15 protein-coding genes are annotated in these 13,298 nt (G+C 68.2%); 8 read left to right on the forward strand and 7 right to left on the reverse strand.

The window, feature by feature from the left end; translation table 11 throughout:
- Positions 1-51: 51 nt before the first annotated feature.
- Positions 52-1,494 carry a lactate racemase domain-containing protein gene (locus P12x_RS14185; protein WP_435011524.1) on the reverse strand — a complete coding sequence of 481 codons (1,443 nt, stop codon included), beginning with the start codon at positions 1,492-1,494 and terminating at the stop codon, positions 52-54.
- 114 nt (positions 1,495-1,608) lie between these two features.
- Between P12x_RS14185 and P12x_RS14190 the strand changes: the two genes are divergently transcribed.
- Both P12x_RS14190 and P12x_RS14195 read left to right on the forward strand, forming a co-directional pair.
- The gene (locus P12x_RS14190) at positions 1,609-1,851 is read left to right on the forward strand and encodes a hypothetical protein (RefSeq protein WP_435011525.1); all 243 of its coding nucleotides are present in this window, start codon (positions 1,609-1,611) and stop codon (positions 1,849-1,851) included.
- 13 nt (positions 1,852-1,864) lie between these two features.
- Positions 1,865-2,134 carry a hypothetical protein gene (locus tag P12x_RS14195; RefSeq protein ID WP_435011526.1) on the forward strand — a complete coding sequence of 90 codons (270 nt, stop codon included), beginning with the start codon at positions 1,865-1,867 and terminating at the stop codon, positions 2,132-2,134.
- Between the two features lie 316 nt (positions 2,135-2,450).
- Here the strand turns inward: P12x_RS14195 and P12x_RS14200 are convergent, their stop codons facing one another.
- From P12x_RS14200 to P12x_RS14225, 6 genes are all read right to left on the reverse strand, one after another.
- Positions 2,451-2,930, reverse strand: coding sequence for a hypothetical protein (locus P12x_RS14200; RefSeq protein ID WP_435011527.1), 480 nt, complete (start codon positions 2,928-2,930; stop codon positions 2,451-2,453).
- On the reverse strand, positions 2,927-3,502 hold the full coding sequence (locus tag P12x_RS14205; protein ID WP_435011528.1) for a hypothetical protein: 576 nt from the start codon (positions 3,500-3,502) through the stop codon (positions 2,927-2,929). The genes P12x_RS14200 and P12x_RS14205 overlap by 4 nt, the downstream gene beginning before the upstream one ends.
- Before the next feature lie 45 nt (positions 3,503-3,547).
- On the reverse strand, positions 3,548-4,135 hold the full coding sequence (locus P12x_RS14210) for an RNA polymerase sigma factor (RefSeq protein ID WP_435011529.1): 588 nt from the start codon (positions 4,133-4,135) through the stop codon (positions 3,548-3,550).
- 103 nt (positions 4,136-4,238) lie between these two features.
- Positions 4,239-5,207, reverse strand: coding sequence for an alpha/beta fold hydrolase (locus tag P12x_RS14215; RefSeq protein WP_435011530.1), 969 nt, complete (start codon positions 5,205-5,207; stop codon positions 4,239-4,241).
- A gap of 66 nt (positions 5,208-5,273) precedes the next feature.
- Positions 5,274-5,852: a DUF417 family protein gene (locus tag P12x_RS14220; RefSeq protein WP_435011531.1), complete on the reverse strand. Its 579-nt coding sequence runs from the start codon at positions 5,850-5,852 to the stop codon at positions 5,274-5,276.
- A 79-nt stretch (positions 5,853-5,931) separates the two neighbouring features.
- A complete protein-coding gene (locus P12x_RS14225) occupies positions 5,932-6,492 on the reverse strand; it encodes a carboxymuconolactone decarboxylase family protein (protein WP_435011532.1) in 561 nt (186 codons plus the stop codon).
- 218 nt (positions 6,493-6,710) lie between these two features.
- On the opposite strand from P12x_RS14225, the gene P12x_RS14230 reads away from it, so the two are divergent.
- From P12x_RS14230 to P12x_RS14255, 6 genes are all read left to right on the forward strand, one after another.
- Complete coding sequence (locus P12x_RS14230; protein WP_435011533.1) at positions 6,711-8,309, forward strand: sigma 54-interacting transcriptional regulator; 1,599 nt, start codon at positions 6,711-6,713, stop codon at positions 8,307-8,309.
- Positions 8,310-8,706: 397 nt separating this feature from the next.
- On the forward strand, positions 8,707-9,300 hold the full coding sequence (locus P12x_RS14235; RefSeq protein WP_435011534.1) for a hypothetical protein: 594 nt from the start codon (positions 8,707-8,709) through the stop codon (positions 9,298-9,300).
- Positions 9,301-9,469: 169 nt separating this feature from the next.
- Entirely contained in the window at positions 9,470-10,012 is a 543-nt protein-coding gene (gene hpt / locus P12x_RS14240) for a hypoxanthine phosphoribosyltransferase (protein ID WP_435011535.1), read from the forward strand.
- 33 nt (positions 10,013-10,045) lie between these two features.
- The gene (locus P12x_RS14245; protein ID WP_435011536.1) at positions 10,046-11,170 is read left to right on the forward strand and encodes a glycosyltransferase family 4 protein; all 1,125 of its coding nucleotides are present in this window, start codon (positions 10,046-10,048) and stop codon (positions 11,168-11,170) included.
- A 2-nt stretch (positions 11,171-11,172) separates the two neighbouring features.
- Positions 11,173-12,081 carry a hypothetical protein gene (locus P12x_RS14250; RefSeq protein WP_435011537.1) on the forward strand — a complete coding sequence of 303 codons (909 nt, stop codon included), beginning with the start codon at positions 11,173-11,175 and terminating at the stop codon, positions 12,079-12,081.
- Positions 12,082-12,159: 78 nt separating this feature from the next.
- Positions 12,160-13,281, forward strand: coding sequence for a glycosyltransferase (locus P12x_RS14255; protein WP_435011538.1), 1,122 nt, complete (start codon positions 12,160-12,162; stop codon positions 13,279-13,281).
- The last annotated feature ends 17 nt before the right edge of the window (positions 13,282-13,298 follow it).

A 13,298-nucleotide genomic window follows, 5' to 3' on the forward strand; every position in this document is an offset into this window, starting at 1 on the left:
TCTCGGCCGATTGAGCATACTTCTTCTCGACGATCGCCGATAGCGGACTCGTCACCACTCCGGGCAGTACGTCAAGCCGCCTTGCGGGAAGACCCGGCATCGGGGTCGATCGATCCCGGGGAGCGCCTCGCGGGCCGCCTCCCAGAGCCGTGCCTGGTCGGCGAACAGGCGGATCGGGCCCAGTCGGGGGCCGATCCGATCGAACAGGGGCGGGGCATAGACCAGGACGGTCCGATCGACGACCAACTCGCGGGCCCATCGGATCATGAACTCGCTGGGGGCATGCAGGGCCGACATCACCCGATCGGCGGCGGCCAGGCCCCGGCGGATCACCCAGCCCCCCGCGGCGCCCGAGGCGGCGATCCCGCGCATCGCGGGCATGGGGAAGGATCGGTCGATCTCGGCCGGATCGGTCCGGAAGAACCCGATCAGGACCCCGCCCGGTCGGCTGGCGGCCCGATGCTGGAGCAAGACCTTGAAGCTCATCATCGGGTCGCCCGGCCAGGGCGAGTTGCCGGCGACCACCACGTCGACCAGTCGGGGGTCGACCTCCCCGGCCCGGAATCGCCGACGGGCCTCGAAAGCCAGGCGATCCTGGACCGGGTCGGGATGCCCCGAGGCGACGTGCAGGACCGTCCCCGGCGGTCCCATGAGGTGACTGATCGAGACGCATGGGCCAAGCCTGGCCGCCGCCGATCGGATCGCGCGGCGCATCGGGTTCTCGGACGCATCCGATCCCAGGAGCTTCCCGGCCGCGTCCCCCCCCAGCCCCATCCGGTGGATCGCCCCCAGGGTCGAGCGGTGGCTGGTCCCCGGGAAGATTAGTTTGTAGCCCCCGCCGAACCCCGCCTGGAGGTGCGGCAAGACCGAGCCGATCAGGATCCGCAATCCCGCCCGCGCCACCGTGCGGAAGACCCGGACCGGGATCCCCTCGTCGGTCGTCCCCAGGTCGTCGTACTCCGAGAGTTCGTCGACCGGAGGGCTGAAGCAGCGATGAGCGTCCACGACGCCATCGCCGACTCTTTGACGCATCGAGGCGGCGTCCACGGCGTGATGTCGGCCGACTCCGACGCTGATCGAGATGTCGCCCGGGCGAATGCCGGCGTCCCGCAAGCGTCCCAGGACGATCGGCAGTGCTTCGCGGATCGGGGTCCATCGGGAAGGGTCGTCGACCACGATCGCCACGGTCGAGCCCGCCGCCGACGCGATCCCCTGGCCCCCCTCCGGCTCATCGAGCGCCCGGCTCAGGGCCGTCGGGTAGTCGTCCAGGGCCCCCGAGAGGTCCGGCCAGGAGACGTCGGCCAGATCCCAGGTCCGGGGAATCTCCAGGGGGAGCGGCGGTCCCTCGCCCCAGGGGAGGGCAATCGACGGGCTGGGCTCGGTGGAAGGCCGGTTCATCGGAGGGGCACTCTCGGTCGAATCCGTTCGAGTCGAGGCCGACGCCCCGACCTTGGCCAGGACGCTCAGGCTACCCGAAGCCCGGACGATCGCCAAGGGAGCGTATGGACTCCCTGCGATCCCGCGAAGCATTGGCAGTGGATGACCCGCCGGTCTATCATGAGTCTCCCAATGTGTTTTATGATCAGTCGGGGCCATGGGAGAGAGCGGATGGGTTCCGGGCATCGAGATCAGCCCGAACGGGATGCGGACTGGATCCGGTCGGAGCGTCGATCCTTCTGGATCGCGCTGGTAATAGCCCTGGGTCCGATCCCGGTGGCATTGCTGATCTCGTGGGTATTTGGGGCTCCCCCCTGGCGTCCCTATCCCGAACCGGAAACCGAACAGCCCTGGCACGCTCGCGAGCATCCCGGCAAGACGGGGCACGATTCCGGGCCTCCGGGCCATCCCTGAGCCGGGAGGCTCGATGCGATTCCGGGCCCGGATCGGGACAATCATGGTCGGGATCGCGGCGATCGCCCTGGGGCTGGCCGGATTCCTGGAATGGCGTCGAGGGGGCCCGCCAGCTCCCCCGATGGGCGTCCGGATCGCGCGGGCGGTCCTCGCCGAGCGGTCGGCCCGGTCGTCCTCGAGACCTTCACGTTTCAACTCGGTCTCGCTCGCGAGTTTCGCCGTCGCGGCCCTCGTCGCGTCGAAGATGGTCCGTGCGATCTCGACTCATCGGCGGAATCGCTAAGGGTCGACCGCCGGATCTGCCGATGATAAGGGTGTTAGAAGGATCTGCGGCCCGGCCAGGGAAGGTTGGGCGAGGGTCTGCCTCACGTCGTGACCCAGGGAAGGGACTCGACGCAGGCCCGGGGGCAGGGATCGCCCCGATCATGGATCAAAGCGGCGTCCGACTCGCCCGTCCGCCGATCGAATTCATTCGATCGACCGGATCGGGATCGAGGATCAGGATGACGTGATCGGCCGCGCGGTCGGCAGCCAACCTCGTTCGGCGGGGGGAAGTTCGCCGACTGTCGCGGCCCATCCCATTTCGAAGTCGGCCCCGGTCAGCGGGCGCCGAGGCCGATCAGCAGGTGCTTGTTGTCCGGCAACATCTTGTCGAAGAAGTTGAATTGATCCGGCGGGGTCGCCACGATCGTCTGGAACTGCGGGCTCTCTTCGAAGGAGAGCTCATAGCGAAGCTGGACCTTGCCGTTGGGGTCGAGCGGGCTCATCAGGGTCGTCGAGGCGACGAAGCCGTCGCCCATGTCGCAGACCACCGACTCGCCGGGGATGACCCGTTCGCTCCGGACCTTGACCAGCTTGAAGCCGTGGCCGGGCAGGACCCGTCGGAGCTGGGCCCGGACCACGGGGCTGATCTTGGGGTCCACCGTCGTGCTCCCGGGGGTGGCCACCACGCCGAACATGACGACCTGGCGGGCGGGGGGGCCTTGCCCGAGCGCCAGGGTCGGGACGCACCAGAGTGCCGCGGCGAGGATCGCGGCGGCACTCAGGCGGCTCGGGGCGTGTGCTCGGCTGCGACTCATTGCGAGGCCATGCTTTCGAGGGCGTTGAAGGCGTCCTGCGGCGTGGAGTCGGCCATCAATGACCCGGCAAAAAGCTCCGAGTCGTCGAGATACTCGAACTGGGGACCTTCCTGCTCGTAGAGCCGGACGATCATGGTCTGGTCGACGTAGGAAGTGATCCGGGATGGAGGCGTGGTCACGGCCGGGGGCGGGACGGGCTTCTCACCCTGGGCTAGATCCACCACCGGGGCGGGCCCCGGCCGGAAGAGGATCGTGGCCGCGATCAGGAGGACGGCCGCCTGGGCCAGGTAGAGGGCGGCCACGCCCCATCGGCCCCGACGCGCGGGGGCTGCGAAGGGGATCACCGCCGGCTTCGGGGCGTCGAGGGAGGCCGAGGCCCGGGCCCAGAGCGCATCGAGGTCGCTGCTCGATGGCTCGGGTAGGCGGGTCGCCTCCCAGATCCGGTCGAGCCGGACCGAGCTATTCGACCGCTCGGCACATCGGTGGCAGGAGGACAGATGATCGGCCATCGCCTCCGACGGCAAAGTTCCCGTCGGGGTCGCCAGCTCTCGGATCAGGTCTTCACAACGCATGGTTCACATTCTCCCGGACGGGGGCCGGATGACTCGTCCAGATTCTCAGAGTCCGTCGACCCCGTCCAGATACGACTGAAGCTTGGTCCGGGCGTAATAGATCCGGCTCATCACCGTGCCGATCGGTATATCCTGGATCTGGGCAATTTCTTCATAGCTCAAACCGGCCTCGGCGAACAGGACGAACGTCTGACGCTGCTTCGGGTTGACTCGTTCCAGGGCCGCATCGAGGATCTTCCGGAGGTCATGCTGACGGAGGCTCAGGGTCGGGTCGTTCTCGGTGGCGGGCTCATAGGCGTTGCCGTTTTCGCCATCCGGGGTCCCCAGGCTGACCGTCGGTCGCCGCTTCCGCTTCCGACCCGCGTCGAAGGCGGCATTGGTCACGATCCGCAGGAGCCAGGTCCGGAATCCGCTCCGGCCGTCGAAATCCTCCAGATGGGAAAGAGCCTTGATCATGCACTCCTGGGTCGCATCCTGGGCATCCTGGTCATGGCCGAGCAGGCGATAGGCCACGCGATGGGCCACGCTCCAATGCCGCCGGAATAGCTCCTCGAGGGCGGAGCGATCCCCCCGGCGGGCCTGATCGACCAGGATTTCGTCCGACGCCGGAGCGTCGATGGAAGCCTCGGGCATGCGGTCACCTGGAATGTTGACGACTGCACCCCCGATCTTATTCGATTCTCGAACCGATCGGGAGCCGGGTTCCGAGGGGAGTCGGACCCGGGGCGTCCGATGGTCAGTTCCCGGCCACATGCCTGCCGAGGAAATCGCGGATCAGCCCGGCGATCTCGTCGCCGTTGGTCTCCAGGGCGAAGTGTCCTGCGTCGATCAGGTGATACTCCAGGGTCTTGAAGTCACGCTTGTAGGGTTCGGCGCCGGCGGGCGGGAAAATCTGGTCGTTCTTCCCCCAGGCGATCAGGACCGGCGGCTGGTGATCGCGGAAGTAAGCCTGCCACTTCGGGTAGAGTGGGGGGTTGCTGCCGTAGCTGAGGAAGAGGTCGAGCTGGATCTCGTCGTTCCCCTTGCGGTCGAGCAGGAACTGGTCGTGGGCCGCCCCGTCGGGGCTGACGAGTTCGGGATTCTTCGCCCCGGTCGTGTACTGCCATTTGGTCGCCTCATAGGTCACCAGCCCTCGGATGGCGTCGCGCTTCTCCTTGCTGTTCGGCTCCTTCCAGTACGCCTTGATCGGCTTCCAGAAGTCGTTGTCGAGACCCTCATCGTAGGCGTTGCCGTTCTGGACCACGATGGCCGTGACCCGCTCGGGGTGAGCGACCGCCAGGCGATAGCCGACCGGGGCCCCGTAGTCCTGGACGTAGAGCGCGTATTTCGTCAGCCCGAGCTTCTCGGTGAACTCGTCGATCACCCCGGCCAGGTTGTCGAACGTGTAGGCGAACTTGTCATGAGTCGGCATCGAGCTGTGGCCGTACCCGGGGTAGTCGGGCGCGACGACGTGGTACTTGTCGCCCAGCGCGGGGATCAGGTTGCGGAACATCTGCGAGCTGGTCGGGAAGCCGTGGAGCAGTAGGATCGTCGGGGCGTCCTTCGGCCCGGCCTCCCGGTAGAAGATGTCCAGGTCGCCGACCTTCACGGTCTTGTGGAGCACTGCCACGCTCTGCTGGGCCGAGGCGCGGTCGGCCAGGCCGAGGGTGATCGCGGCGGTCGCGAGGAGCGGGAAGCCCAGGTGGGACAGCGTCGAGCGAGTCATGATCGAGTCTCCTTCTTCCGCGGGATTGGGTTAGGTCGTGAGGGATTCGTCCGTGGGATGATGGCCTCAGGCCACGCCCCGCGACTTCAGGGATTTCCGGGCCGAGTCCGCCATGGTCACCAGGGCCGCGCCCATCATGATGGCGTCCTTGACCACCAGGCGGCCGGCTCCCGAGAGGAGCGGGAAGCCGTGCTCGGGGCTGCCCAGCGGAGGGACCCAGCACTCGGGCGTCGTGGCCAGGAAGGAGAGGGTGACCAGCGACATCACGAAGACCAGGAAGCTACCGAGCGCCGCCAGCCGTGGCAACCAGGGATGCAGGGCGATCATCACCCCGTAAGCCACGATCACCGAGCCGAGGGCGTGGGCGAATCGATAAGTGCCGTTCGCCTGGTGCCACTCCCGGTTCGCGGGCTTCAATTCCCCTTCGCGATTCATGTGTTGCTTGTACTCGCCGGCGGGTTGCTGGTAGGCGAAGCTCATCAGGGGGCTGTTGGCCACGAAGGGGACGATCCCATCGGCCTCGTAGCGGAAGGCCTTGAGGCTGCCGATCCAGACCAGGACCACGACCAGCCCGATCCGAGTCACCACGATGCCGGCACGATCGAGCCGCGCGGCCAACTTGAGCAGATCGTCGATCCTGTTCATCAGAGCATCCTCCGTCTTCGGGGAAAGATCAGGTGTTGAGACGCCGGGCGTCGCCCCGGGGTCGATGTCGGTTGTGGGGTCAGTTCGCCGGGGCGGGCTCGGGCCTCAGCGCCGGGGCCTTCGGGAAATCGATGTCGGTCGCGGCCATCCGGTTGAAGTAGTTGGTGAAGATGTGGAGGGCGACGTTCGCGACGACTTCGGCAATCGCCCCTTCGTCGAACCCGGCCTCGCGGACGTCCCGAAGGTCGCCGTCGCCGACCGCCCCCCGCGACTCCAGGACCTTCAGGGCGAACCGGATCAGGGCGTCGGTCCTGGGGTCCACCGAGGTCCCGAGGCGGCTGTCGCTGATCTGCTCGGCGGTCAGGCCGACCATCCGGCCGACGGTCGAGTGGGCGGCCAGGCAATAGTCGCAGTCGTTCGCCTGGGCCACCGCGAGGGCGATCTGCTCGCGAGCCCGGGCCGGCAGGGTCCCCTTGCCGAGCACCCCGCTGAGCTGGAGGTAGCCGTCGAGGACAACCGGGGCATTGGCCATCGCCCGGGTCATGTTCGGGACGAGCCCGAGCTTCCCCTTCACCTCGTCCAGAAGTTCCTTGGCCCGGCCGGTCGCGGACTCGGGCGAAATCTGAGTGATGCGTGCCATGATCGGGATCCCCTCGTCATCGGTGGTTGGTTTCGGCCTCGCGTTTCGAGGCGAGCGGATCGGGAGTAACTCATACCTCGTGCCATGACAGTTTGGAATTTTTAAGTGTTTTTTGGGTATTGGTTTGCGGAAATTAGTGGTTGGCCTGGCTGTTAACGGGATTTCGTGAATCTACGAGATTTCGTAGGGTGATTCCGAAATCTCGTCAGGGTGGCTTCATGACATGGACCTCGGCGGATTCGCTGGTCTCCGATCCGAAGCGGCTGCTCCTGGACATGGCCCGGGAGCATGGGTTGCCGGAACTTCTGCGGTTGGTGGTCGCCCGGCTGGGCGAGTCGCCTCGGGTCGCCCTGGCCCGGATCTGGCTGGTGCAGCCGACCGGCGATTGTTCCGGGTGTCCCTCCGAGGCGGATTGCCGGGGCCGGTCGAGCTGCCTCGAACTGGTCGCCAGTCATGGCCGTTCGGTCGTCGACCCGAGGGTCGAGTGGACTCGGCTGGATGGGGCGTTCCGCCGGTTCCCGATCGGGGTCCGCAAGGTGGGGCGGATCGCGGCGACGGGCCAGCCGGTCGAGGCCTTCGACATGACGCCCGACCCGCCGGACTGGGCGGCGGACCCGGCCTGGATGCGTGCCGAGGGGATCGCGGGGTTCGGCGGGCAGCCGCTGGTCCACCGGGGGGAGGTCCTGGGTGTCCTGGGGGTGTTCGCTCGGGGGACGGTCGGGCCGGAGTGCATGGATTGGCTCCGGACGATCGCCGACCACGCCGCCGCGGCGATCGCCACCGCCCGGGCGTTCGAGCGGATCGAGGAGCTGAAGGCGAAGCTTGAGCTGGAGAACGAGTATCTGCGCGAGGAGGTGACTCGGGCCGGCTCTTTCGGCGAGCTGGTCGGCCAGGGGCCGGCCCTGGAGGCGCTGGCCCGGCAGATCGACCTGGTGGCCCCGACCGACGCGGCGGTCCTGGTCCTGGGCGAGAGCGGCACGGGCAAGGAGCTGGTCGCTCGGGAGCTGCACCGTCGGAGCAAACGAGCGGGCCGACCGCTGATCAAGGTGAACTGCGCGGCGGTCCCTCGCGAGCTGTACGAGAGCGAGTTCTTCGGGCACGCCCGGGGGTCGTTCACCGGGGCCTTGCGCGACCGCGCCGGGCGGTTCGAACTGGCCGACGGCGGGACCCTGTTCCTCGACGAGGTGGGCGAGATCCCCCTGGAACTCCAGGCGAAGCTGCTCCGCGTGCTCCAGGAAGGGGAACTCGAACGGGTCGGCGAGGAGCGGACCCGGAAGGTCGACGTCCGGCTCGTCGCGGCCACCAATCGCGACCTCCGGGCGGAGGCCGAGGCCGGGCGGTTCCGGCAGGACCTGTACTATCGCCTGAGCGTGTTCCCGGTCGAGCTTCCGCCGCTCCGCAAGCGAGCGGAAGACATCCCGCTGCTGGCCGAACATTTCCTGACCCTGGCCTCCCGCAAGCTCGGCAGGCCCAGGCCGAGGCTCACGCTGTCGAGCGTCCAGCAGCTCCAGGGTTATCACTGGCCGGGGAACGTCCGGGAACTTCAGCACGTGATCGAACGGGCGGTCATCACCGCCGACGGCCCTCGCCTGGCGATCGAACTGCCGGGTGGCCGGGCCGAGCCGGTGGCCTTGCCCCTCCCGGCCGGCCCGGATCGGGTCCTGACCGACGCCGAGGTCCGCCGGCTGGAGGCGGACAATATCCGAGAGGCCCTCCGGCGAACGTCCGGCAAGGTCTCGGGCACGGGGGGGGCCGCCGAGATCCTGGGGCTCAAGCCGACCACCCTCGCGTCCCGGATCAAGGCCCTGGGGATCTGACCCGGGCGATCCGTTTGATGGCTCGCACGGGGTCGACGACTTGTTTTTTAAGCCGTTGGGGCCGTCGTTGGGCGTCTCGATCTTGTGTCTACCTTTCTCGATAAGCGAGCTTTGTGATTTTGTCGATTTTGCCTCAAGTTTCCCTCGACCTGGCCTTGACCCCCGGTCGGGTCTTTCGCATGATGCCGCCCGTTCGCGACGGGTCATCGGCCGGTCGCGGGCCCCACCTCGGACGCGCACTCCCCGACGATTCCCGACCAGAATGATCCCCGCCGGGTCACGCCGCCCGACCCCTCGGTCGAGGGGCGGCCCGATCGACCGACCACGGATGGACCGGCGACGGGGGATGGAGCGGGCTTGCCTTGGGCCTGCCTGATTTACGAGGAGTTTCGCCGTGTTGAGACGCTTCAATGGTTCATTGATCCTGATGACGGCCGCCCTGGCGATCGCCGGACCGGCCCATGGCGCGAGCATCGTGACCGAAGGCGGCACCAAGTACGCTTACTACGAGCTGGTCAACACCCGGCCGACCCCCGTGAGCGACCTGGTCCTGGCCGGCGTCGTCCCTCCTACCGCCGTCGTCCCGGCCGATCCGACCCTCGGCCCCTTGACCATCGTCCGGGGTTCTTCCGGCTTCGACGCGAACAACCTCTCGGTCATCACCAGCCCTCCGGGCTCGGACCCGGCGGGCATCGGATTCGACTTCACCAATCCCTCCAACCCGCTGGCGGCCGGGGGCGTCCTGAACTTCAAGGTCAGCCTCGACCCGAACTACAACCTGACGAGCACCCCCGCGTTGACCCTCCAGCCGCCCGACGCCGACCTCGTCCTGTTCTCGTACACGCCGGTCTCGCCCAACGCCGGGCCGGGTGCCGATCCCGCCCCGAACACGCCCGAGCCGGCCTCGCTGGCCCTCTGGTCGGCCCTGGCGGGGGTGGCCCTGTTCCGGGTCCGGGCGTACCGGAAGGCCCGGGCGCTCGCCCCGGCCTGAGCCGCCCATCGGGCAAGGCACCGCCCCATGCCCGGGGAATTTCTCCCCCTTGGCATCGCGTTGTGACTCGGGCATGATGGATCGCGATGGCCGCCGTCCCCTCGATTCGAGGCCGGGCGGCCACCCTGCGGTCGGCCCCGGCCGACGAGGCCCCGGCCCGAATCCCCCGATGGACCCGCAACCCGTGGAAATCCTGATCTCCGAGGAACAGATCCACGAGCGAATCCACCAGCTCGGCAAGCAGATCGAGGCCGACTACCAGGGTCAGCCCTTGACGATCGTGGCCATCCTGACCGGCAGCCTGATCGTCCTGGCCGACCTGATCCGCGAGATCCAGATTCCCCTTCGCGTGGCGCTCTTGCAGGCCAGCAGCTACAAGGGGGCCACCACCTCGGCGGGGGCCCTGATCATCAACGAGTCGTTCGCCCCCGATGTCGCGGGCCGCGACGTCCTGCTGCTCGACGACATCCTCGACACCGGCCACACCCTCTCCACCCTGGTCCACCGGATGTCCGACCGGGGGGCGCTCCGGGTCCGGACCGCCGTGCTCCTCCGCAAGATCGGCCGCCAGGAAGTCGCGATCGAGCCCGACTATTGCGGGTTCACCATCCCCGACCGCTTCGTGGTCGGATACGGGCTGGACTACGACGACGAGTTCCGCCATCTGCCCCACGTCGCCGTCCTGCCCGACCCCACGACCTCGAACGGCTGAGGGACTAGGCCCCGAGCCCCACCGGATCGCCCGATGAAGATCGCCCTGGTCACCCGGCGCTATCCTCCCCTGATCGGCGGGGCCGAGCGGGTCCTGAGCTACCTGGCCCCGGCCCTGGCGAGCGAGGGGGCCGAGGTCGTGGTGCTGACCGCCAGGTCGGGGGGCCTGGCCCCTTCGGAGGTCGTCTCCCACGGGTGCCGGGTCGAGCGGCTGGCCACCTCGAAGGCCCGGTTTGTCGGGACGTTCCTCTACATGCGGGAACTCTCGCGCTGGTTCGCCCGGAATCGGGTGGACCTGGCTTATGTGTCGATGCTCAAGCATGATGCCTACGCGGTCCTGGGCGAGGGGCTCCGGAGGGGGTTCCCGGTGGTCCTCCGGCCCGAGGGGGCGGGGGCGACGGGCGACCTCGCCTGGCAATCCTGGGGGCGGTTCGGCCGGACCATCGGTCGACGCTGCCGTCAGGCCGACGCGGTGGTCGCGATCTCCTCCGCCGTCCGGGGGGAGCTGATCGGGGCGGGGTACGCACCGTCGAAGGTCGTCGACCTGCCCAACGGCGTCCCGATCCCCGACCGAGGCTGGGAGCCCGGCACCGACCCCACCTCGCTCCGCGCCGCCTATGTCGGGAGGCTGGCCCCCGAGAAGGGGCTCGACGCCCTGGTCGACGCCTGGCCGATCGTCCGGGCGGGCCATCCCGAGGCCCGACTCACCCTGGTCGGCGAAGGTCCCGAGCGTCCCGGCCTCGAAGCCCGGATCGCTCGGCTGGGGCTGATGGGGTCGGTCGAACTGGCGGGTGCGGTCGCCGACCCTTCGGAAATCCTCCGGTCGTCCGACCTGTTCGTGCTCCCCTCGCGCGAGGAGGGGATGAGCATCGCCCTCCTGGAGGCGATGGTCCTGGGAATCCCGAGCGTCGCCTCGGCGATCCCGGGCAATCTCGCCCTGATGACCGACCGAGAGCATGGCCGACTCGCCCCCCCCGACGACCCCGCTGCCCTGGCCCGGATGATCCTCGAACACCGGGCCGACCCCGATGCCTTGCGGATGGCCATTGCGGCCCGACGGCGGGTCTCCGAACATTACTCGATCTCCGCCGTGGCTCGTCGGCACCTGGAACTGTTCCGAGAGCTGATCGACCGATCCCCCCACTCATCGAGCCCTTGACCATGCCAAGAGCAAAGCTGGACGGGCCGACGACCTTGAGGAAACCGCCGGGATTCTGGAAGACATTCGCCTGGATGATCGGCATGTCGGCTTGCCTGGCGTTCCTCACGGTGGGAGATGAGGGCCTCGATCGAGTGGGTATGGTCTTCCTCGAAATCATCCTGATCCAGATCGGTGTCGTTGCGGTGTTTCTTTACGGGATCGCTCCGCTCAAGATGCGGAAAACATACTGGATGTCGCCGACCCCGGAGATCCGCCCGGTCGAGCCCGATTCGGCGGAGCTTCCCCCCACGGTCGCCGAGGGCTCTCGATCCGGGTCGGAGGCCCTTTCGAGGCTGGGGTTCGTCGATCATGGGCTCTTCTTCCTCGCGGATTCGAACCCCAATGTCACGACTTATGTAAGCCTCTTCGGCCACCAGGACTCGGGGACGGAAGCGAAGCGGCTGGACATGATCCTCCCGGCGGGGGCTCCGATCGAGACCACCACGCACTTCTGGACGAAGTTCGCCGACGGGACCCAGGTGATCACCCACAACAACGTCCGACCCTCGCTGATGCCGGTCCCGCCGAAGCGCCGAGGGTTCCCGTTCCCGGACGTGCAGGACCCGGCACGACTCCTGGCCCTTCATCGACGGGCGATCGCGGAGGTGGGCGAATTCTCGGCCCGTTCTCCCATCATTCAGGAGGATCCCGCCCCCTGGATCTTGCGAACGATGGCCGAGGAGCAGGAGCAACTGGTCAAGGCCGGCTATTTTTCCTTCGACGAGGAAGCGGGGGTCTATCGCCCGACTTATCGAGGGGCGTTCGTGATGACATGGAAGTACCTCTGGCCCTGGGGACCGATCCGGAAGCGAATCCGATTGCTCCGATCCCGTCGGCTGCTCCGGACCTGGGAGGGGTCGGCCCACTGAGGGCTGTCTGGTCGTCGGTCGGCGGATGGGGTAATCTTCCGGCCTCGCGAATATCCGAAGCCCCGATGGTCTCCCCCCGTGCTGAACGTCCTCCAACTGATCCCCACCCTCGACCGTTCGGGGGCCGAGAAGCAGATGGTCCTGCTGGCCGAGGGGCTCCCGCGCGACCGGTTCCGGTCCGAGGTCGCGGCCCTGACCCGGCTCGGCCCCTTGAAGGCCGAGCTGGACGAGGCGGGTATCCCGGTCACGTCGATCGGCAAGCGGCACAAGGTCGACCCGCTGGCCCTCCGTCGGCTGACCCGGTTCCTCCGCGAGAAGCGGTTCGACGTGATCCAGACCTGGATCTACGCGGCCGACACCTACGGGCGGGTCGCCGCCCATCAGGCCAGGGTGCCGGTGGTCGTGACCTCGGAGATGGCCGTCGACCTCTGGAAGGGACGATCCGAGCTGGCGGTCGACCGATTCCTGAGCCGGTGGACCGACCGGGTGGTGGGGAACTCGAACGCGGTGGTCGAGTTTTATCGGAAGGTGGGCATCCCGCCCGAGAAGCTGGCCATGATCCCCTCGGGGATCGCCGACGAGGAGCCGCCCGAGGTCGACCCCGCCGCCGTCCGGACCGAGCTGGGCCTGCCGGCCGATGCCCCCCTGGTCCTGTTCGCGGGTCGGCTGGCCGAGCAGAAGGGGGTGGACACCCTCCTCTCGAGCCTCGACCTCCTCCAGCACGTCCGGCCCGACCTCCGGACCCTGATCGTCGGCGAGGGGCCGCTCCGGTCCCGGCTGGAGGGGCTGGCCCGGTGCTTCACGCTGCTCGACCAGCGTCGGGTCTCGTTCCTCGGCCACCGAGACGACGTCCCGAGGCTCCTGGCCGCCTCCGACCTCCTGGTCCTGCCCAGCCTCTACGAAGGGCTGCCCAACGTGGTCCTGGAGGCGATGAGGTTCCGGAAGCCGGTCGTCGCCACCGCCGCCCCCGGGACGACCGAGGTGGTCGAGGATGGCGTGACCGGCATCCTGGTCCCCCTTCGGGACCCCCCCGCCCTGGCCCAGGCGATCCGATCGGTGATCGCCGACCCGGGACGGGCGAGGGCCTTCGGCGAGGCGGGCCGGTCGAGGGTCGAGGCCGAGTTCGGCATCGCCTTGATGGTCGAGCGGTTCGCCACGCTCTACGAGGGGCTGGCGAGGGAGAAGGGCCTCTTGAAGTGATGGTGCCCTCAGGGTTT

Source organism: Tundrisphaera lichenicola (assembly GCF_051175385.1).
In the GTDB taxonomy this organism is placed as follows: Bacteria; Planctomycetota; Planctomycetia; order Isosphaerales; family Isosphaeraceae; genus Tundrisphaera; species Tundrisphaera lichenicola.